At 61.9% G+C, this 21,266-nt stretch carries 17 protein-coding genes; 8 read left to right on the forward strand and 9 right to left on the reverse strand.

The features are described 5' to 3' along the window. Positions 1 to 6: 6 nt before the first annotated feature. From FHX03_RS05670 to FHX03_RS05680, 3 genes are all read left to right on the forward strand, one after another. A complete protein-coding gene (locus FHX03_RS05670; protein ID WP_097624617.1) occupies positions 7 to 3,555 on the forward strand; it encodes a DUF5801 repeats-in-toxin domain-containing protein in 3,549 nt (1,182 codons plus the stop codon). 80 nt (positions 3,556 to 3,635) lie between these two features. After that, positions 3,636 to 5,360 (forward strand): type I secretion system permease/ATPase, encoded by a 1,725-nt coding sequence (locus tag FHX03_RS05675; protein ID WP_097624616.1) that lies wholly within the window; start codon positions 3,636 to 3,638, stop codon positions 5,358 to 5,360. Between the two features lie 17 nt (positions 5,361 to 5,377). Continuing rightward, positions 5,378 to 6,691 carry an HlyD family type I secretion periplasmic adaptor subunit gene (locus tag FHX03_RS05680; protein WP_183852854.1) on the forward strand — a complete coding sequence of 438 codons (1,314 nt, stop codon included), beginning with the start codon at positions 5,378 to 5,380 and terminating at the stop codon, positions 6,689 to 6,691. A 10-nt stretch (positions 6,692 to 6,701) separates the two neighbouring features. Here FHX03_RS05680 and FHX03_RS05685 read toward each other — a convergent pair whose 3' ends face one another. Beyond that, the gene (locus FHX03_RS05685) at positions 6,702 to 8,285 is read right to left on the reverse strand and encodes a peptide chain release factor 3 (protein ID WP_097624614.1); all 1,584 of its coding nucleotides are present in this window, start codon (positions 8,283 to 8,285) and stop codon (positions 6,702 to 6,704) included. Between the two features lie 91 nt (positions 8,286 to 8,376). Between FHX03_RS05685 and dut the strand changes: the two genes are divergently transcribed. Further along, a complete protein-coding gene (dut, locus tag FHX03_RS05690) occupies positions 8,377 to 8,847 on the forward strand; it encodes a dUTP diphosphatase (protein ID WP_097624613.1) in 471 nt (156 codons plus the stop codon). Beyond that, positions 8,847 to 9,746 (forward strand): GNAT family N-acetyltransferase, encoded by a 900-nt coding sequence (locus tag FHX03_RS05695; RefSeq protein ID WP_097624612.1) that lies wholly within the window; start codon positions 8,847 to 8,849, stop codon positions 9,744 to 9,746. The genes dut and FHX03_RS05695 overlap by 1 nt, the downstream gene beginning before the upstream one ends. Before the next feature lie 12 nt (positions 9,747 to 9,758). On the opposite strand, the gene FHX03_RS05700 is transcribed toward FHX03_RS05695, so the two are convergent. Beyond that, positions 9,759 to 10,223 carry an Lrp/AsnC family transcriptional regulator gene (locus FHX03_RS05700; RefSeq protein WP_003583755.1) on the reverse strand — a complete coding sequence of 155 codons (465 nt, stop codon included), beginning with the start codon at positions 10,221 to 10,223 and terminating at the stop codon, positions 9,759 to 9,761. Between the two features lie 112 nt (positions 10,224 to 10,335). Between FHX03_RS05700 and FHX03_RS05705 the strand changes: the two genes are divergently transcribed. Next, on the forward strand, positions 10,336 to 11,238 hold the full coding sequence (locus tag FHX03_RS05705; RefSeq protein ID WP_097624611.1) for a DMT family transporter: 903 nt from the start codon (positions 10,336 to 10,338) through the stop codon (positions 11,236 to 11,238). A gap of 45 nt (positions 11,239 to 11,283) precedes the next feature. Here FHX03_RS05705 and FHX03_RS05710 read toward each other — a convergent pair whose 3' ends face one another. Continuing rightward, on the reverse strand, positions 11,284 to 11,802 hold the full coding sequence (locus FHX03_RS05710; RefSeq protein ID WP_097624610.1) for a Dps family protein: 519 nt from the start codon (positions 11,800 to 11,802) through the stop codon (positions 11,284 to 11,286). Between the two features lie 228 nt (positions 11,803 to 12,030). On the opposite strand from FHX03_RS05710, the gene FHX03_RS05715 reads away from it, so the two are divergent. Then, positions 12,031 to 12,648 (forward strand): LysE family translocator, encoded by a 618-nt coding sequence (locus tag FHX03_RS05715; RefSeq protein ID WP_097624609.1) that lies wholly within the window; start codon positions 12,031 to 12,033, stop codon positions 12,646 to 12,648. A 144-nt stretch (positions 12,649 to 12,792) separates the two neighbouring features. Further along, positions 12,793 to 13,755: a cysteine synthase A gene (cysK, locus tag FHX03_RS05720; RefSeq protein ID WP_097624608.1), complete on the forward strand. Its 963-nt coding sequence runs from the start codon at positions 12,793 to 12,795 to the stop codon at positions 13,753 to 13,755. 326 nt (positions 13,756 to 14,081) lie between these two features. Here cysK and FHX03_RS05725 read toward each other — a convergent pair whose 3' ends face one another. The 6 genes from FHX03_RS05725 to FHX03_RS05750 all read right to left on the reverse strand — a co-directional run bounded on the left by FHX03_RS05725 (position 14,082) and on the right by FHX03_RS05750 (position 21,261). After that, positions 14,082 to 15,008 carry a reverse transcriptase family protein gene (locus tag FHX03_RS05725; RefSeq protein WP_097624607.1) on the reverse strand — a complete coding sequence of 309 codons (927 nt, stop codon included), beginning with the start codon at positions 15,006 to 15,008 and terminating at the stop codon, positions 14,082 to 14,084. Beyond that, positions 14,998 to 15,300 carry a helix-turn-helix transcriptional regulator gene (locus tag FHX03_RS35035; protein WP_097624606.1) on the reverse strand — a complete coding sequence of 101 codons (303 nt, stop codon included), beginning with the start codon at positions 15,298 to 15,300 and terminating at the stop codon, positions 14,998 to 15,000. Before FHX03_RS35035 ends, FHX03_RS05725 begins: the two co-directional genes overlap by 11 nt. Before the next feature lie 692 nt (positions 15,301 to 15,992). Then, on the reverse strand, positions 15,993 to 17,525 hold the full coding sequence (locus FHX03_RS05735) for a YifB family Mg chelatase-like AAA ATPase (protein ID WP_183852856.1): 1,533 nt from the start codon (positions 17,523 to 17,525) through the stop codon (positions 15,993 to 15,995). Between the two features lie 176 nt (positions 17,526 to 17,701). Beyond that, positions 17,702 to 18,649 (reverse strand): glutathione synthase, encoded by a 948-nt coding sequence (gene gshB / locus FHX03_RS05740; RefSeq protein ID WP_183852858.1) that lies wholly within the window; start codon positions 18,647 to 18,649, stop codon positions 17,702 to 17,704. 85 nt (positions 18,650 to 18,734) lie between these two features. Continuing rightward, positions 18,735 to 19,757, reverse strand: a complete 1,023-nt coding sequence (locus FHX03_RS05745) for an ABC transporter permease (RefSeq protein WP_183779082.1) — start codon at positions 19,755 to 19,757, stop codon at positions 18,735 to 18,737. Next, complete coding sequence (locus FHX03_RS05750) at positions 19,741 to 21,261, reverse strand: sugar ABC transporter ATP-binding protein (protein ID WP_097624842.1); 1,521 nt, start codon at positions 21,259 to 21,261, stop codon at positions 19,741 to 19,743. The genes FHX03_RS05745 and FHX03_RS05750 overlap by 17 nt, the downstream gene beginning before the upstream one ends. Positions 21,262 to 21,266: the final 5 nt, after the last annotated feature.

Consider the following 21,266-nt stretch of genomic DNA (forward strand, 5'->3'; position numbering starts at 1 on the left):
ATCTCCATGGCACTCGACATCACAACCCAGGACATCGTCATCGACGAAAGCGCCAATTTGCAGGACGACGACATCGATCCGCTGCTTGCGCCGCACAGCACCAACACAACGCTGCAATACATGTTGGGCCTCGATGGCTCGGGCGGGCTATCCTCACCTGAAGTCGCCTACCAGTCCAACTTCGTCGTCGCCTCGGCGAGCGCAGGGGAAACCATCACCTCGGTGGTTCTCACGCAGAATTCTTCCGGGACCCCGTTTTCCACCACCGTCGGCGTCAACAGCAACATCCGCACGGTCGACGGCAATTATGTCTGGCTGTTCCAGAGCGCAACGAATGCAAACGTCGTGATCGGCGTCATCGGTACCTCTGATCCGCTCGCCGAACCCGCCGAGACGGGACCGCTTGCCTTCTCGCTCGGACTGATCGGCACCGGCGCCACCCATGACCTCTATACGGTCCAATACGTGCCGCTGCTCCATCCCGACGCAACCAACCCCGACGACCGCATCGATCTGACCAATAAGGTATTTGCCTCGGTCACAGGGACCACGGTGGTCAATTTCAGCCAGCTTGACGACGCACCCTCCGGACACAACGACTGGTACATCCTCGACGCCGACACAGGCAGCACACAGAAGATTCTCGTGACGGCTCACGACGAAGGCGCGCAGGCGGAAGTCAATGTCAGCACGCAGGGCCTGGGCGTCGCCTCTCAAGATGTGCGCTTCGGCCGTGAGCTTCAAATCGACTTGATCAGCGGCGGCACCCAGAGCGCGGGCAAGGACTTTACCGATACGCCAACCGCGCCTGATTACACCGCTCACATCGAAAACGTCTCGAGCGCCGGCTTCTCGGTTTCGCAATCGACTCCGACCGGCACCGTCGCTGACATCGAGATCCACGCCTACAATAACGACGACAATGCCGAGGGCTCCGCATTCCCGGGTGACGATAACGATACCGAGATCAATATAACCGGCGTGACGTTCAAGCTGAACGGTGTGGCAACAACGGCGGCCGCACTCGGCATCACGGTCAATCTCAGCGGCAATGGACTGATTCTCGAAAATGTCGGCGAGGGCGTGACGATCGATTTCACCACTGCAGGCGGGGCCGGCGGAACCTTCGACCGCTTCACCATCAAGAACATCGACACGGAGAAAGACTTCTTCGACGTCAAGGAGGTGCACTACGGCGGCGAGGTCAGCAATGCTCACAACGAAGAGGTCGGCTCCTTCATCAATTTCGACGATGACGGACCGACGATCACGGCAACCGGCAGCCCGCCGAACCTGACGGTCGACGAGACTATCCTTGCGACCAATGCCAGCGACGACTTCTCGACCTTCTTCACCTCAAATGCCGGGGCCGATGGCGACGCCATCACCTACTCGCTTGGCATCAGCCAGGTCACCAATGTCAGCGGCCTCACCGATACGGCAACCAACCAGTCCGTGCTGCTGTTCCTCGAAAGCGGCAGTGTCGTCGGCCGCGCCGGATCCGCCGCCGGCGCAATTGTCTTCACCGTCAGCGTCAGTGCTGCCGGCGTCGTCACCCTCGACCAGCAACGGGCGATCTTCCATGCCGACGCCACCAACCCGGATGACAGCCGAACCCTGGCAGCCGACGACCTCATCACCCTGACGGCGACCATCACCGACAAGGACGGCGATCACGCCCCGGCCACCCACAATATCGGCCAGAACCTCATCTTCAAGGATGACGGGCCGGCGATCACGGCAACCGGCAGCCCGCCGAACCTGACGGTCGACGAGACTATCCTTGCGACCAACGCGCCGGGCGACTTCTCGACCTTCTTCACCTCAAATGCCGGGGCCGACGGCGACGGCATCACCTATGCGCTCGGCATCAGCCAGGTCACCAATGTCAGCGGCCTCACCGACACGGCAACCGGTCAGTCCGTGCTGCTCTTCCTCGAAGGTGGCAACGTCGTTGGTCGCGCTGGATCGGCCGCCGGCGCCATCGTCTTCACCGTCAGCGTCAGTGCTGCCGGCGTCGTCACCCTCGACCAGCAACGGGCGATCATCCACGCCGATGCCGCCAACCCAGATGACAGCCGGACCCTGGCGGCCGACGACCTCATCACCCTGACCGCGACCATCACCGACAAGGACGGCGATCAGGCAACCGCCACCCACAATATCGGCCAGAACCTCAATTTCGAGGACGACGGGCCGACGATCACCGTGCCGTTTGACGGCAACCCCGCTCTCGCAGGCACCCAGCACGAAACCCTCGCCAACGTGCTCAACGCCTCGGCGAGCGGAGCCTTCGGCTACGATATCGGCGCTGATATTCACCCAGCCGCTTTCTACACCGGCGGCGGCTCCGACTTTGTCGACCAGAATGGCGTAACGGCCGGCGTCCAGATCGGACTGACCGGCACGATCACCGGCGGCGGCGGAGGCAATCTCCTCACCTCGAATGTGACGCTGGCGTCGGAGAGCCTCACCTCAGCGACGTTCAACTTCACCTTCACCTACGACAGAGATCCGGCTGCCGGCACCCAGACAGGCACGGGAGGCGGCACCCTCGTCTTCGATAAGGTCGCCGACACCTATACCATCAACCTGACCGACCCGCTCGAAGGCTTCAGTTTCGACGTGCTCCATACGAGCGAGCTGCTGTCCAAGCAGCCGACGAGCAATGTCGGCCACCCGCCGATCGTGCTGGAAAAGCTGCAGGCAGATGACTCGAATACACCTGCCGATGAAGACTTCTATGTGCAGTTCACCGGCAACCTGGTCAACAAGGCCAACCCGTTCGGCTTGACGAGCAATGGCCAAGGCTCGTCCACTGACACCACCTTCACCATCGGCGGTCACGAGATGGTGAGCAACGGGAATGAGACGTGGGTGTCTGCAACACAGAGCACCAACGGCGTCGCCGGCGACACGATCCAAAAAGACGAACTGCTCACCTTGCGGTTCTTCAACAGCGATGTCGGTATCTCCAATGAGGCCACCACCCCGACAGCGACCGCCGGCACGATGGCGATCAAATTCGACGGCATCGGCAACAGCGAAGACCTGATGCTGATCCTCAACCTGATCGACAAGAACGGCGCCGACAACATCGCCGGCAACGGAGACGATAATACGACGATCACGCGGGCCATGTATGTGTCGAACGCCGACATCTACAAGACGGGGCAAGTGCCGGCCCCCTACAGCAGCGAGTTCACGCTCGACAACAATGACGGCCTCGTGATCGTCGAGCAGAACGACTACAACGCGACCGGCGAAGACTACGTGCTCCAGGGCGTGCAGATCATGCAGTCGGGCAACGGCATCACCGGCAACAACACAGCGATCGACCTGGTGCGGACGACCGGCGCCAACGGCGGCAGCAATGCGACCGCCGGCCTGGTAAATTTCGACGGCGCCGACAACGACGTGCTGAAGATCACCGACATCGGCTTCACCTCAACCGTCAGCCAGACACCGGATGCCAACCTCGACTTCGCCTTCCAGGTGGTCGATGCGGACGGAGACCAGACGGTGATGCAGCACATACTTGTCGACGTCGCCTGACATGTAACCAACGGGGGCAGCATTCGCTGCCCCCGTCATCCATTGCGCAAAGTGTCATCTCGAGTACAGAGCCATAAAAGATGAAAACCAAACAGCCGCCCCCGGCGCTTCAGGTTGTGATGAAAGAAGCCAGACGGGCTATCCGGCCGCTTATCTGGTTCAGCGGCGCCATCAACGTCCTGATGCTGACCGGGGCGCTTTACATGCTGCAGGTCTATCACCGCGTGCTGTCCAGCCACAGTCTCGAGACGCTGCTGATGTTATCGCTGATGGCGGCAGGCGCACTTGCGGCAATGGCGGGGCTGGAGGTGGTGCGCGGGCGCCTTCTGGCAACCCTTGGATCGTGGATGAACGCGCGGCTGGCGCCCGTTCTGCTGACGGCATCGGTGGAATATGCGGCCTCAAAGCCCGGCCAGGCCAATGCCCGCCCGCTGCGCGACCTCGACCAGGTCCGGAATTTCTTCACCAGCCCGAGCATCTTCCCGATTCTCGATGCACCTTGGGCGCCGCTGTTTTTCGCCGCCATCTTCTTCATGCATCCGTGGCTGGGCTGGCTGGCGCTGTCGGGTGGCGGGGTGCTGTTTACGCTGGCCCTGCTCAATGAATGGCTGACACGCAAGCCGTTGACCGAGGCGACGAGCGCACAGTCGCGGGCCTACACCCAAGCCGAGGCTGCGATCCGCAACGCCGAGGTCGTCCAGGCGATGGGCATGCTGAAGCCACTGCTCGAGGGCTGGAAGGTGCAGCAAGACGAGGCAAACAGGGGCCAGGTTGTTGCCGCCAACCGCGGTGGCATCATCTCGGCCATCGCGCGTTGCCACCGGCTGGCTCTGCAAATGGGGATATTGGGCCTCGGGGCCTATCTCGTCCTGCGCAATGAGGCCTCCCCGGGGATCATGGTCTCCGCCTCCATACTGATGGGCCGCGCGCTATCGCCGGTCGAGCAGGCGATCGGCACGTGGAAGGCGACGGTCGGCGCGCGCGCCGCCTACCGGCGTCTCACCGCCGTCGCCGGCGAGCACCCCGAGGCCGCACCGGTTCCAGCGATGCCGCGGCCGACAGGCCGGTTCGAGGCCGACAATATCGTGCTTGCCCGACAGGGCGGCGAACATATTCTGAAAGGGATCAATTTCCGTCTCGAGCCGGGTGAATCCCTGGCTTTGATCGGCCAGAGCGGGGCCGGCAAGACGAGCCTAGCACGCATCCTGGCCGGGGCCTGGCGCCCTTCTGGCGGGCGGGCTTTGCTTGATGGCATGGATGTCGCCCAATGGGCGGCGGAGGACCGCGGTCATCATGTCGGCTACCTGCCGCAGGACATCGAGCTTTTCGCCGGGAACGTCTGCGAAAATATCTGCCGCTTCGCCACGGTCAGTCCGGTGGTGTTCGACAAGGCGGTCAAGGCAGCGCAGTTGGCGGGCGTCCACGACCTGATCAAAGGGCTGCCGAAGGGTTACTTGACGGAGATCGGCGAATCCGGCGCGGTCCTGTCCGGCGGACAGCGCCAGCGCATTGGCCTGGCGCGGGCGCTCTACGGCGACCCGGCCCTCGTCATCTTGGATGAGCCCAATTCCAATCTCGACCGCGAAGGTGAGGAGGCCTTAATCGCGGCCCTCGGCACGATCAAGGCGACGGGCACGACCGTCATCCTGATCGCGCACCGGCCGAACATCATGGAAACGGTGGACAAGATATTGGTTCTCAACCGCGGCCAGCAGGACCTCTTCGGTCCACGCGATTACGTCTTCAATGAACTGGCCGTGCGCCTGCGCAAGGTCACCCAGATGCCGACTATCGTGGCGAAGTGAGAAGAAACGAGACAGACATGAAGGATATGAAGGTCGTTCCGTTACCGGTTTCACCGCCCACCGCTCCGGTCCCCCTGCGCCTGACCGGCGTGACGATCACCGGCTTCGCGATCATATTCCTGTTCTTCGGCATGGCCGGGGGCTGGGCGACGCTGGCGCCGCTGGACAGCGCCGCAGTGGCCCCCGGGGTCATCAAGGTTGCCGGCGACCGCAAGCTCATCCAGCACCTGGAGGGCGGCATCATCGCCGGTCTGAACGCCGCCAATGGCGATATCGTCAAGGCGGGTACTGTCCTCATCCAACTCGACGCCACACAGGCAAAGGCGAGGCTCGATCTGGTCCAGAACCGGATCGCAACGCGTGAGACGCTGGCCGCTCGTCTGCGGGCCGAGCGCGACGACAAGACCGAGATCGAATTCGACCCGGCGCTGCTCGCAAACCCCACCCGCTCGGCAAAGGACGCGGTGGCCGCCCAGCGCGATGTCTTCGCGGCGAAGCACCACAATCTGCAGGACGAGCGTGAAATTCTCAGCCAGCGCCGTCGTCAGACCCAGGAAGAGATCACGGGACTGGAGGAGCTGATCATCACCGAGGACAAGCAGATCGAGGGGTTCGAGGGTGAAACCAAGGATCTTGAAAGCCTCCTCAAACGCGGGCTGGTGCTAAGACGGCAACAACGGGAGGTCGAGGGGGAACGCGCGACCAATGTCGCGGCCATTGCCCGCGCCAAGAGCGCCATGGCCGAGATCGACATGCAAATCCTCAATCTCAGCACCTTGCGGCTAAACGAGGCTGTGGAAGAGTTGAGTAAGGTCGAAGCTGAGCTGTTCGACCTTAGACAGGAGGAGCGGTCCGCCAAGGACGTGCTTGCCCGCACCAATGTCGTCGCGCCCGTCGATGGCATCGTCATGGACCTGAAGGTCCACACAACAGGCGGCGTCATCAAACCCGGCGAGACACTGATGACGGTCGTGCCGCTCGGCCAGCAGCTCGTGGTCGAGGCCATGGTCCGGCCTGAAGATGTCGAGACGATCGCGCCCGGACAACGCGCACGCGTCAGTTTCCCGGCATTTGCCCGCTACAACCTGCCGCCGCTCGACGGCGTCGTTGAGATCGTGTCGGCCGACCGGATGGTGGAGGAGCGCAGCGGGGCGCCCTATTTCGCGGCGACCGTGCTGATCGACAAGAGCGAACTCACCAAGCTGGAAGGCCGCAAGCTTCTGCCCGGCATGTCGAGCGAAACGATGATCCGGACAGGCGCCCGCACCGTGCTTTCCTATCTGGCCGAGCCGATCACCCAGAATTTCCGCCGGGCGCTGCGGGAAAAATAGCGGCGACCGATCACGCCGCCTTGGCGGCGTGATATTCCTTGATGGCGACCATCTTGATCGCCGGATGGCGTTCGGATTCGTAGCGCAGCGAAAAACCGTCCTGGGCGAGGAAGACCGGATCGCCGTCGAGATCGCGGGCGATATCGCCGCGTTTGACGGTGAGGAATTTTTCCAGATCGGCCGGCTGATCGGCCGAGATCCAGCGGCAGACGGAGAAACGCGACATTTCGAAGGAGACCGGCAGGCCGTATTCGGCCATCAGCCGTTCCTTCAGGACGTCGAGCTGCAGGGCGCCGACGACGCCGACGATTGCCGGCGAGCCGTCTTCCGGCGAGAACAGCTGGACGACGCCTTCTTCGGCCATCTGCTGCAGCGCTTCTTTCAGCTTCTTCGCCTTCATCGCATCTTCCAGCCGCACACGGCGCAGGATCTCGGGCGAGAAGTTCGGCACGCCCTGGAAGACGAGGGCTTCGCCTTCGGTCAGCGTATCGCCGATGCGCAGCGTCCCGTGGTTGGGAATGCCGACGACATCGCCGGCATAGGCAGTGTCGGCGAGCTGGCGCTGCGAAGCGAAGAAGAATTGCGGCGCCGTCAGACCGAGCTGCTTGCCGGTGCGGGCAAGCCTTGCCTTCATGCCGCGCTCGAGCTTGCCGGAGCAGATGCGGGCAAAGGCGATGCGGTCACGATGGTTGGGGTCCATGTTGGCCTGGATCTTGAAGACGAAGGCCGTCATCTTGTCGTCGGTCGCATGCACGGTCCGGGTGTCGGCGACCTGGTCGCGCGGCGGCGGCGCAAATTCGCCGAGCGCGTTGATCAGATCGCGAACGCCGAAATTGCGCAGCGCCGAGCCGAAGAAGACCGGGGTCATATGGCCTTCCAGGAAGGATTCGCGGTCGAAGGGCCGGCAGGCCTCGATCGCCAGTTCCGTCTCCTCGACGAAAGCCCGACGCTCGTTTTCCGGCAGCCGATCGGCAACAGCCTGCGGACCGTTGACCGGCGTTCCCTCGATTTCGGTATCCGAGCCGCGCACCGTGTTGGCGGCAATATTGTAGGAGCCGCAGAAGGTTTTCGAGCGGCCGATCGGCCAGGTGATCGGCGCCGTATCCAGCGCCAGCTTCTCTTCCACCTCGTCGAGGATCTCGAAGGGATCGCGGCTTTCGCGGTCCATCTTGTTGATGAAGGTGATGATCGGGATATCGCGCATGCGGCAGACTTCGAAAAGCTTCAGGGTGCGCGGCTCGATGCCCTTGGCGGCGTCGATGACCATGACGGCGGCGTCGACGGCGGTCAGCGTGCGATAGGTGTCGTCGGCGAAATCCTCGTGACCAGGCGTGTCGAGGATGTTAAAGACATTGTCGTTATATTCGAAGGTCATCACCGAGGTGACGACGGAGATGCCGCGTTCGCGCTCGATCTTCATCCAGTCGGAGCGCGTCTGCATGCGATCCTTCTTCGCCTTGACTTCGCCGGCAAGCTGAATGGCGCCGCCGAACAGCAGCAGCTTTTCGGTGAGCGTCGTCTTGCCCGCGTCCGGGTGAGCGATAATAGCGAATGTGCGGCGGCGGGAGACCGCCTCGGCGAGACTTTCGGCCATGCTTGTGAATCCTGTGGAATTGCCGCGTATCTAGCGATTAAAGCCTGGCATTGCAATTGACCTCGGCGCTCAGGGCGCAAAGTAATGGGCCATGACCATTCATCATGATGTGAGACCGACGCTGAATCTCATCCGCCTGGCCAATGGCGAAGGCCTCGACCTGCCCGCCTATGAAAGCAAGGGCGCCGCCGGCATGGACCTGCGCGCCGCCGTCGACGAGGCAGCGCCGCTGACGCTTCAGCCTGGCAAAAGGGCGCTGGTGCCGACCGGCTTCATCTTCGAGATCCCCGAAGGTTTCGAGGGCCAGGTGCGGCCGCGCTCCGGCCTTGCCTTCAAACACGGCATCACCTGCCTGAATTCGCCCGGAACCGTCGACAGCGACTATCGCGGCGAGGTGAAGGTGCTGCTTGTCAATCTCGGCGAGGAAGCCTTCATCATCGAACGAGGTATGCGCATCGCCCAGATGGTGATTGCGCCGGTGACCCAGGTGCGGGTGGCCGAAAGTGCCGCCGCAAGCGAGACGACGCGCGGCGCCGGTGGCTTCGGTTCCACCGGCGTGTGATGACAAAGCGCCCCGACAGCGCGGGCCTATTCTTCCGGCAGGATTATTTCGGCGACCCGGCCGGCTGGGCGGCGTTGGTGCGCCTGCTCCGGGATATTTTCGGCATCGATATCGGCCCGTTGCAGCAGCTCGGCGGCCCCGACCCCACAAGCATGCCGTTCGGCTGGTTCGATGCCGAGGGCGGGCTTGCCGCCAATATCTCGGCCTTTGCGCTGCCTTTCGTTCTCAATGGCAGGGTCGTCCATGCCGCCGGGCTGCAATCGGGCGCCGTGCGGCCGGCATGGCGCCGACGCGGGCTCTATCGCGATTTGACGGTGAAGGCGCTCGACTGGTGCGACCGGCAGGGCTTTGAAGCCGTCATCCTCTATACCGACAAGCCGTCGCTCTATGAGCCCTATGGTTTCCGCGCGATACCACAGCATCGATATCAGGGAGCGGCACCAGACCCATCGATTTTTTCAGGACCTGCCCGGCAACTTGCGCCGACCGATGCGGATGATCTTGCCCTGCTGCAATCGCTGCTGAACGCGCGGAGCCCGGTTTCGACCTCGCTCTCGGTCACCGTCAATGCGGCGATGTTTCTCATCAACACGCAGCTCGATCCCGATGTCCGCGTCAGCTTCATCGAAGACCTGCAAGCGGTGATCGCCTGGAAGATGGATGCGGCGGGTCGCTTCAGCCTTCTCGATGTCGTGGCGGTCGAGATCCCGACGCTTGCAGTCATCCTCGGCGGGCTCGACATCGCCTCCGCCGCCATCGAGGTGTTTTTCCGTCCCGACAAGCTCGACTGGGCGGGTGCTCCGCAGCCGGCGAAAAGCGGCACGGTATTGATGCTGCGCGGGCTCGGCGATGAGGCCCCGCACTTTCCGGCAATGCTGTCTCCGATGGCGGACTTCTAAAAGTTCGCCGCCTTACTTTTTCCGTGACAGCGGCGGCAGGCGGCGCTTGACGGGCGAGGCTTTGATCATCGCGGTGTTGGTTTCCGCCCGTTCGGCGACCCGGTCGAGGAGACCGTCGAGCTCCGCCATCGAGCGGATGACCAGGCGGGCGATGAAACAATCCTCGCCGGTGACCTTGTCGCATTCGACGATTTCGGGAATCTCCTGAATGAGCCGTTCGACGATGTGCAACTGTCCCGGCAGCGGCCGCACACGGACGATCGCCTGCAGGGGGTAGCCAACGGCGGCAGGATCGAGATCGATGGTGAAGGCCTTGATGACGCCGCGCTCCTCCAGCCGCCGCAGGCGCTCGGCCGCACTTGGCGAGGAAAGGCCCACCTGCTGCGCCAGCTCCTTCAGCGAGATGCGGGCGTTGCCGGCCAATGCTTCGAGAATGGCCTGATCGGTTTCGTCTAGCGATTGCACATCGTTAGGCATGTCGTCAATCTTTCCTCATATTATTAGGCTATGCCGTTCACCATCCTTTTCAACCTTATATAAAATCGCGCACCGCCGCAATATCATGATGCCATCGAAAACGGAGGCGATCATGAGCGGCGACATTAGAAGAGGCACGGCGGAGATGACGGCAGCGATGCTGATCTCGGGGACGATCGGCTGGTTCGTCGTCATGTCGGGCCAGCCGGTCAGCGGCGTGGTGTTCTGGCGCTGCCTGTTCGGCGCGCTGACTCTACTCGTCATCTGCGGCGCGCTCGGGCTGCTTCGGCCTGGTATCCTGACGTTGCGCGCCTTCGGCATCGCCATCTTCGGCGGCATCGCCATCGTCTTGAACTGGCTGCTGCTGTTTGCCTCCTATTCGCATGCGACGATCTCGATCGCCACGACCGTCTACAACACCCAGCCCTTCATGCTGCTGATGCTCGGCGCCCTGTTTCTCGGCGAAAAGATAACCGCCACCAAGCTGTTCTGGCTGATGCTTTCCTTCGCCGGCATGGTGGCGATCGTCCAGGCGAAACCGGGTGGGAGCGGCAATACGGTCGACGGCTACGGCCTCGGCATCCTCATGGCGCTGGGCGCGGCCTTCTTCTACGCGCTGGCAGCACTTGCCGCGAAATGGCTGAAAGGCACGCCGCCGCATCTGATCGCGCTGATCCAGGTCGCGACCGGCATGCTGATGCTGGCGCCGATGACCGACTTTTCGCATCCGCCCGCGGATCTCGGGACATGGGCGATCCTGGTGACCGTCGGCGTCGTCCATACCGGGCTGATGTATGTGCTGCTCTATGGCGCTATCCAGAGGCTGCCGACACATCTGACGGGGGCCCTGTCCTTCCTCTATCCGATCGCGGCAATCCTCGTCGACCGGCTGGCCTTCGGCCACGCGCTGCAGCCGATGCAGATCGCGGGCGCCGCAATCATCCTCATTGCCGCCGCCGGCATGAACCTCGGCTGGAGCCCGAGATGGCTGCGGCCGAGGGCGCTGCAGAGCTGAGAGCCGGGCGCGCCGCACAGATGACGCCACGCCCGACTGCCGATATTATTTCTGCCGCCGGGTCGTTTCGAACAGGAACCAGGTGCGGCGCTCGGACTCGTCGATCCAGTTCTCGATCAGGCTGGCGGTCGCGACATCATTGTGCTCATCGCAGAGATCGTGCACCTCGCGCAGCAGCGAAACGAGTTGGCCATTGTCCTCACGCAGTTCCGACAGCATGTCCTCGGCCGTGACGAAATCCGCGTCATTGTCGGAAATTCGCTGCTGGCGGGCGATCTGGCCGATGGAGCGCAGCGTCACGCCGCCGATCTTGCGGGCGCGCTCGGCAATGTCGTCGGTCATGGCGAAGATCTGCTCGGCCTGTTCGTCGAGCAGCAGGTGGTAGTCGCGGAAATGCGGGCCGGACATGTGCCAGTGGAAGTTCTTGGTTTTCAGATAAAGCGCGAAGACATCGGCGAGCAGCGCGGTCAGCGCCGCCGAAATGTCGGTGACGGCGTTGGTCGGCAGAGTGGACGGCGTCTTCAGCGGCGAAAGTCTGCGGGTTTCGGCTGGGGTCGGGGACATTCATTCTCTCCTTGGTGATCAAAATCTCGACGCCGCCGACCTTTTCGAGCGCAGAAGACACTGACGGCGCGCGTGCAGAGAGAGAACTAGCAAGGCCCGACCGCTTTCCAAGTGGACCGAGGTTCAGCAGACCTATTCCTTATGGTTATGGACCGATCAGCACCGAAGCATTGATGAAGCCGCAACGCGCGCCTATAGAGAGATCGCGCAATCCAGTGGATATCAAAGATGAGCCTTACCGCCCTGATCGCCTATGCCGGAGCGCTGTTCATCGCCGCGGCCATTCCCGGACCCGGGATTACCGCGATCGTCGCCCGCGCGCTCGGCTCGAATTTCCGCGAGACCTTCTTCATGGGCCTCGGCCTGGTGCTCGGCGACATGACTTATCTCACCGCGGTCATTCTCGGCCTTGCCTTTGTGGCGCAGACCTTCACCGAGGTGTTCATCGTCATCAAGATCGCCGGCGCGCTCTATCTCGGCTATATCGCCTGGAAATTGTGGACGGCGGGACTGGTGCCGCAGGATATCGCGGCGAAGAAATCCAGCAATATCGGCCTGTCCTTCCTTTCCGGCCTGCTGGTGACGCTCGGCAATCCGAAGACGATGCTGTTCTATGTCGCGCTGGCGCCAACGCTGATCGATATCGGCCATATAAGCTTGCGCGACTATGCGATGCTGCTTGCGGTGACCTTCGTGGTGCTGATCGTCGTGCTCGTGCCCTATATGCTGCTGGCCTCGCGGGCCCGCACGATGCTGAAAAAGCCGCGCGCCCTGCAGGCGCTGAACCGGGTTGCTTCAGGCATCCTGGCCGGCACGGCGGCCTTCATCGCCACACGGGCGGCCTGAAATAAACATCCGGCAAGAAACGGTTTTCAAAGCTTTTTTTCTCCGACGCCCGCCCTCCCGACATGAACGCGGTCTGGTCTCTTCAGCCCTTTGACCCTATTCTCCTCCTCAATTTCAGACGTAGGATTTCAAAGGGAGGCACTCATGTCGCATAAGCCCGGCCGCGGCCGCATCTATTCCTCGATCACCGAGACCATCGGCAACACGCCGCTCGTGCGCTTCGACAAGCTGGCGCGGGAAAAGGGCGTGGTGGCCAACCTGATCGGCAAGCTCGAATTCTTCAACCCGATCGCCTCCGTCAAGGACCGCATCGGCGTGGCGATGATCGAAAGCCTGGAAGCGCAGGGCAAGATCACCCCTGGCAAGACGGTGCTGATCGAGCCGACCTCCGGCAACACCGGTATCGCGCTCGCCTTTGCCGCCGCCGCCAAGGGTTACCGGCTGATCCTCACCATGCCGGAAACTATGTCGGTCGAGCGCCGCAAGATGCTGGCGCTGCTCGGCGCCGAGCTGGTGCTGACCGAGGGACCGAAGGGCATGAAGGGCGCGATCGCCAAGGCGGAGGAGCTGGCGGCGTCGCTTCCCGACGCCATCATTCCGCAGCAGTTCGAAAACCCGGCCAATCCCGAAATCCACCGCAAGACGACCGCCGAGGAAATCTGGAACGACACCGAGGGCACGGTCGACATCCTCGTCTCCGGCATCGGCACCGGCGGCACGATCACCGGCGTCGGCCAGGTGCTGAAAAGCCACAAGCCCGAGATCCAGATCATCGCCGTCGAGCCCGCCGATTCCCCGATCCTCTCCGGCGGCAATCCCGGTCCGCACAAAATCCAAGGCATCGGCGCCGGCTTCGCCCCGAAGATCCTCGATACCGGCATCTACGACGAGGTCGTCACCGTCACCAATGACGAGGCTTTCGAACAGGCGCGCCTGGTCGCCAGGCTCGAAGGCGTGCCGGTCGGCATCTCCTCGGGTGCGGCGCTAGCCGCGGCGATCAAGGTCGGCAGCCGTCCGGAGAATGCGGGTAAAAATATCGTGGTGATCATTCCGTCCTTTGCGGAGCGTTATCTGTCCACGGCGCTGTTTGAGGGGCTCGGGAGCTGACGTAGAGCTTCAGCTCCGCTTTCCCATTCCTAATTCTCGGGAAAATATTGGGGCGCTGCGGCGCCCCTTGCTATTGCTAACGTGATCGACAGGAGCGAACTTACAATTGGAAGGGACAAGGTCAAGAGGCATGGGACTTTCCGAACTGTCCGATTGGATCATGTCCAGAAGTTCGGACGCCCGAGTGCAAACAACAACGCCTATGGACGCCGTCGGGGCCGTTGCGGCAACCGTCCGCAGGGGCATGCTCCTGCGGACGGAGAATCGGACTCAGCAATTGGCGATGACTGAGGCCGGAACTGATCCTGGGAAGCAACCACGTTGGCCTAGATGGCTTCTTCAATTTGCCTACGCTGAGCGAGACGCCCACGTATCTGACTCTCTATCTTGGCCAGCAGTTTCGTATCGGTTGCTATCTTCTGCTGTTTTGACAGGTCAACAATCTTCTTATGCTGCCGATTTGGTAGTTTGAGCTTTCCGTCTCTAACGATTACGCCGGTTATGTCGGCAGGGGAGGCCATAAGGCTCAGTTCTTTTTCGTGTTTAAGCTTAAAGCCGTTCCTAAAAATAACCTGCTTCACTTGCCAAATGAGGGAGCCCGGCACAGTTTTTCCTGAAATAGTGATGTCATCCGCATATACACTGAGGATGCACCCAGCCCCTGCAACCAAGGTCGCCACGTCGTGCCACATTTTCATGTTCGAGTAATAAGCAAGGATCGGACTGCAGGGTGATCCTTGGGGCAACCTATTCATATCGGTAGTCAACGACACCAGCACCGCCGTAACATCAGGCGCACACTTCATGATCGTTCCGAAAAACCAGGCTACTCGATCGGCGCTGCAGCTCGGAAAGTAGTCAGCAATATCGAGGAGCCAGAAGGCGCGATTGTTAACGTGTCTTCCTGCGTTATCCACATAAGAGACGCCTTTAACAGGGCTACAAAGAAAAGGGGGAGTTTCGATGCGGGAAAGCAGGTCTGCGATCCGTGCTTGCAACTTTTTCAACTGATCGACTGGAATATCGATAGGACGGTACTGGGTTGCTTGGTCAGGTGGCGGGGGTTGTGTCAGCCAAGGCGCGGTGTCGCTGTCTTTTCGCTTCCAACGTTTCTTATAGCGAACATCCAGACCCTCGACGGCCTTCAGAAGCGGTAGCGAACACATCAAAACGTTTGCGAGCTTCTTACGTGTGCTCACATTGAAAAGAGCGCTATCTTCGATCTTATGGAAACGGAATGACTTACGCGGCATTCGACGATGATTTCTGCTCGATCAACCGTAAGAAACTGATGACCTTCGACGCAACAAAAGCTTTCGCCCTCTCGCCCTTTCCGGCATTCTCGATGTTCTCGGAAAAGAACATTATCGAAGACACCGGGATTCCGAAGGTCTTTGAGTATCGCTCAATTATATCAAGTGAAGGTATCTTGCTTCCACTCTCGATCTCTGAGAGATGCGATCTGGAAATACCAAGCTTTTCCGCAAGTTCAACCTGCTTCAAGTCATGGAAAACCCTCATTAATCTCAAGGCTTCGGATAACATATTACGTTCCCTTCCTTGTAGATATTGGGTTCACGGTTTATCACGACGGTCCGAAGATATCGTGGCATACTCGCAATATGCGATATATGGTCAAAGCCAGCCTGACGACCACCTTCAACATTTGCGGATTTTTCAGCTGTTTCCAGCACCAAGAGACGAACTGCTTCCAGCGCGTCTTTGTTCCACTCCTTAACCGCTGCCGCTGGCGATCACTTTCTTCTACAGACATAGAGATTCCCTTCTGTTTGCCCTCGGGACCATCCCTAAGGGTCGTCGCCAAACAGACTCGGAACCAGCAGCATGCACCGTCTACCTAGAAGCAACCCGCTCGTCGGGGTTGCTTCTGCTTCGCCCGCCGCCGTCGTCCCCTCTCGGGTCTCCTCGGGCGTCCGGGTAAGATCAGAGGGCACGAAGGCCCTCCACGGCATTCGCTTTCGCGAATGGCCTGAAAATAACGACTTCTTCCGCTCGTGATCTGAAACGAGATGTAGACTCGCCCTGCCGCAATTACAAGAACAATATTCGCTAACAGCGAACTTTTTTCCACCGTGGACGCGTTATTCTGTCAGGGGGCAGGACCTGAATGCCGCGAAAATGATTGGCAAGGGCGATCAGGCTGTGGGGTTGGCGCGAGCATATTACCCTCGGCGCCGGCCCAGCCGGCCTCAGACTTGTTAGAAAATCCACTCTTCTTACGCCGCCGCCGTCAGCCTCTCCCCCGCGATCCGGTAAGAAATCGCTTCGGCAAGATGCAGGCGGCCGACGGTCGGTTTGCCGTCGAGATCAGCCAGGGTGCGGGCGACCTTGAGGACGCGGTGGTAGCCGCGGGCGGAGAATTTCATTTTTTCGGCGGCGTCGCGCAAGAGCTGCAGGCCGGCGGCATCCGGTTCGGCGAGTTTCTCGATCATTGATGTGGAGCAGCGGGCATTGGTGCCGATGCCCTTGGCGCCGGCGGCCTCGAAGCGCTCTTGCTGCCGTTCGCGGGCGCGGGCGACGCGGCGGGCGACGTCGGCGCTGGCCTCGGCGGCCATCGGGCGGATGAGATCGGCGGCGGAGACGGCGGGTACGTCGATGCGGATATCGATGCGGTCCATCAGCGGGCCGGAGATGCGGGCCTGGTAATCGCTCATGCAGCGCGGGCCGCGGGCGCAGGTGTGATCGGGCTCGCCCGCCATGCCGCAGCGGCAGGGGTTCATCGCCGCGATCAGCTGGAATTTGGCCGGATAGGAGACGCGGTGATTGGCGCGCGCAATGACGCATTCGCCGCCTTCGAGCGGCTGGCGCAGCGCATCGAGCGCCTGCGGCGTGAATTCGGGAAACTCGTCGAGGAAGAGTACGCCATGATGGGCAAGCGAGGCTTCGCCCGGCCGGGCGCGCAGGCCACCGCCGACGAGGGCCGCCATGGTGGCGGAATGATGCGGAGTGCGGAAGGGACGGCGATCGGAAAGCTTGCCGCCGGTAAGCTGGCCGGCGATCGAATGGACCATCGAGACTTCAAGCAGCTCGGCCGCCGAAAGCGGCGGCAGGATCGACGGCAGCCGTGCGGCCAGCATCGATTTGCCGGAGCCGGGAGGGCCGACCATCAAGAGATTATGGCCTCCAGCGGCCGCCACTTCGAGCGCGCGCTTGGCGCTTTCCTGGCCCTTGATCTCGGCGAGATCCGGCAGGTTGGCGGCGTTGGCGCGGATCGACGCTTCCGGCCGGGTGAGGACCTGGGTGCCGCGGAAATGATTGGCAAGGGCGATCAGGCTGCGCGGCGCGAGGATATTGACCTCGGCGCCGGCCCAGGCGGCCTCGGCGCCGCTTTCGGCCGGGCAGATCAGCCCCTTGCCGAGCGCATTGGCGCCGATGGCAGCCGGCAGCGCGCCTGATATCGCGGCGATGGTGCCGTCGAGGTTGAGTTCGCCGACGACGACATAATCCGACAGCGCATCGGCGGGAATGGCGCCGAGGGCGGCCATCAGGGCAAGCGCGATCGGCAGATCGAAATGCGAGCCCTCTTTCGGCAGATCGGCGGGCGCCAGATTGACGGTCACCCGCTTGCCCGGCAGCGACAGGCCGGAGGCATGAAGGGCGGCCTGCACCCGCTCGCGGCTTTCGGCCACGGCCTTGTCGGGCAGGCCGACGATCTGCATGCCGACCTTGCCGGGCGCGACCATGACCTGGACCTCGACCGGCACGCCTTCGATGCCCTGAAATGCCACCGTACTGACACGCGCGACCATAAACCCGTCCCCCTGCCCGCCAACTCTTATACCGCCTGCAACCCTTCAGGGCCAGCGGTTGCAATCTGGCATGGGAATAGGAATAAAACAAGAACAAGAAAGGAACGGAGTCAGATATGGACTGTGACCGGGGTTGTGCCCGGTCACAGCAGGCGCGGGTGGCTCGCGCGGTAGGCTCAGCCGCGCTTGCGCTCGATCGCGTCCCAGAGCAGGCTTGCGATATCGGCGCCGCCGAATTTTTTCACTTCGCGGATGCCTGTCGGAGAGGTGACGTTGATCTCGGTCATGTAATCGCCGATCACATCGATGCCGACGAGCAGGAAGCCGCGTTCCCGCAGCGCCGGACCGATGCGCTCGCAGATTTCCTGTTCGCGCGACGTCAGCTCGGTCGCCTCGGCGCGGCCGCCGACATGCATGTTGGAGCGGCTGTCGTGCTCGGCCGGCACGCGGTTGATGGCGCCGGCAAATTCGCCGTCGACCAGGATGATGCGTTTGTCGCCCTTGCGCACGTCCGGCAGATATTGCTGGGCGATGAACGGCTCGCGGAAAAGCTGGCCGAACATTTCCAGCAGCGAAGAGAGGTTGCGGTCGTCGCGCGTGGAATGGAAGACACCGGCGCCGCCATTGCCGTAGAGCGGCTTCAGGATGATATCGCCCATCTCGTCGCGGAAGCGGCGGATTTCGGCGGGATCCTTGGTGATCAGCGTCTTCGGCATCAGGTCGGCAAATTCGGTGACGAAGATCTTTTCCGGCGAATTGCGCACCCAGGCCGGATCGTTGACGACGAGCGTCTTCGGGTGGATGCGCTCGAGCAGATGCGTCGAGGTGATATAGGCCATGTCGAAGGGCGGGTCCTGGCGCAGAAGCACCACGTCCATGGTCGACAGATCGACGCGCTCGGGCGCGCCGAGCTCGAAGTGATCGCCCTTGACGTCGCGCAGCAGCATCGGCTCGACGCTGGCATAGAGCTTGCCGTCGCGGAAGCTCAGGCGTTCAGGCGTGTAATGGAACAGCCGGTAGCCGCGCGCTTGGGCTTCCAAGCTCATGGCGAAGGTGGAGTCGCCCGCAATATTGATGCCGGCGACATGGTCCATCTGGACCGCTACATTGGTGATCTTGGCCATTTCCGTCCCTCGCTGAATGCCGGACAGATGTAGGTCGGCCCGGTATCAAACGCAACGGTCAATCAAGGCTTGCGGCGCCAGCCAATTACCGGGTTTCGAGGATGCGCATCAGCCGGCCGCGATAGCTGTCGAGAATGACGGCGAGCACGATGACGGCGCCGATGACGATCGGCTTGATGTTGTCGTCGGCGCCCAAGAGCTGCAATCCGGTCGACAGCACCTGCAGAATGCAGGCCCCGACCAACGTGCCGATGATCGAGCCCTTGCCGCCCGAGAGGCTGGTGCCGCCGATGATGACCGCGGCGATGGCATTCAGTTCGTAGCCGATGCCGGCGACCGGGCTGCCGACATTGAGGCGGAGCAAATAGACCATGGCAGCAATGCCGGCCGTCAGCCCCGAGATGGTGAAGACGGCGATCTTGTATCGTTTCGGCTGGTGACCCGACAGGCGGACGGCCTCTTCATTGGTGCCGATGGCGAAGACGAAGCGGCCGAAGACGGTGTAGCGCAGCACGAACCAGCCGATGAGGACGACGACGATCGCAATCAGGAAGATCGACGGGAAGATGCCCCAGAAGATCAGGTTGCCGAAATCGACGAAAGGCTGAGGTAGGCCGGTAATCGTCGAATTGTCGCTGACGACGCGGGCCAGGCCGCTCGCGACATTCAGCATGCCAAGGGTGACGATGAAGGACGGAAGCTTCCACTTCTCGCAGATCCAGCCGTTGACGGCGCCTAGCACGGCACCGGTGCCCATCGAGGCCAGGCAGGCGAGAATGATGGCCTGCCATGGCGAAAACGCCGGATTGATCATGATCGTCGCACCGATCACCGTGCAAAGGGCAAGCAGCGAGCCGACAGAGAGATCGATGCCGCCGACCAGGATGACGAAGGTCATGCCGGCGGCCAGCACGGTGTTGATGGCGATCTGCACAAAGATCTTCAGGAAATTCTCAGGCGTGGCAAAATAGGGCGCCGTCGCCGAGAAAAACGCCAGGATCAGGACGAGGGCAATGGCGACGCCCGCCTCCTTCATCGAGATCCTGATCAGCTTGTCCCAGAAGCGCGCCTCTTTTGCCTCGGTCTGTTTTTCAATGCTGGCGGACACGGCTGTACTCCTTGTAGGCGAGCGACAGGATCCTGCTCTCGTCAAATTGTTCGCGGGCGATTTCGCCCGATATCTTGCCGTCGGAGAAAACGATGATGCGATGGCAAATGCCGATCAGCTCCGGCAGATCCGAAGACACGACCAGCACACCTTTTCCTTCGGCGGCAAACTTCCACAAAAGCTCATAGATCTCGGCCTTGGCGCCAACGTCGATGCCGCGGGTCGGCTCATCGAAGATCAGCACCTTGGGACCGCGGAACAGCCATTTGGCGATGACGACCTTCTGCTGATTGCCGCCGGAAAAGGTCCTGACGGCCTGATGGATAGAGGGGGTCTTGATCCGCAACTCGCGCACGAGGCGCTGCGAATGATCGTCCTCCGCTCTACGGTTGATCAGCCCGTTGCGGGAGATCTTGGCGAGATCGGTGATGGTGGCATTCTGGGCACAGCTCATGTCGAGCATCAGGCCCTGCATCTTGCGGTCTTCGGTCGCCAGGCACAGGCCGGCGGCAACCGCATCCTTCGGCGAGTTGATCTCGACCGGCGCGCCGTCCAGGCGGATCTCGCCAGAGGCCTTCAGGTCGGCGCCGAAGAGGGCGCGCACCGCCTCGGTGCGGCCGCTGCCGACCAGGCCGGCAATGCCGACGATTTCGCCCTTGGCAACCGAGAAGGACAGTTCCGGGCTGTTGCGCGTCACCTTCAGGCCGGAGACACCGAGCGCTTCGCCGGATATTGTGCTGTCGCCTTTGAAGATGCCGTGATCGGCAAGCTTGCGCCCGACCATCAGCTCGACGATATCGGGAATAGCAAGGCCTGCCAGCGGCCGGGTGATCACATGCTGGCCGTCGCGCAGCACCGTCACCTCGTCGCCGACTTCGAAGATTTCCTCCAGCCGGTGGGAGATATAGAGGGTGGTGACGCCGCGGCCCTTCAGCCGTTTCAGAATCTCGAACAGGCGATCGACCTCCTTGGAGGTCAGGGTCGCCGTCGGTTCGTCGAGAACGAGAAGCTTGCTTTCGTAACATAGCGCCTTGGCGATCTCGACCAGCTGCAGCTGGGCGACGCTGAGGCGGCTCGCCAACGTCGTCGGGGCGACATCGAGGCCGACCTCTTCGAGCAGTTCGGCGGCCCTGGCGTTCATCGCCTTGTAGTTCACCAGGCCGTAGCGGCGCGGCAGATGTTCGAAGAGCAGGTTTTCGGCAACCGTCAGGTTGGAGAGGGGATGCAGCTCCTGGTGAATAACCCGGATGCCGGCCCTGAACGCCTCAAGCGGCGAGGCCGGGTGATAAGGCCTGCCGTCGAACAGGATGTGACCGTCATCCGGCCTGAAGACGCCGCCGAGCAGATTGATCAGGGTCGATTTTCCGGCGCCGTTCTCGCCAAGGAGAACATGCCCCTTGCCGCGGCCGATCCGCATCGAAACATCCTTGAGCGCCACGACTCCCGGGAAGCGCTTGCCGATCCCTTCCAGCCTCAGGATGTCGTCATCTACTGCGTCTGACACGTCGA

The organism is Rhizobium sp. BK456 (genome assembly GCF_014194045.1).
GTDB lineage: Bacteria > Pseudomonadota > Alphaproteobacteria > Rhizobiales > Rhizobiaceae > Rhizobium > Rhizobium redzepovicii.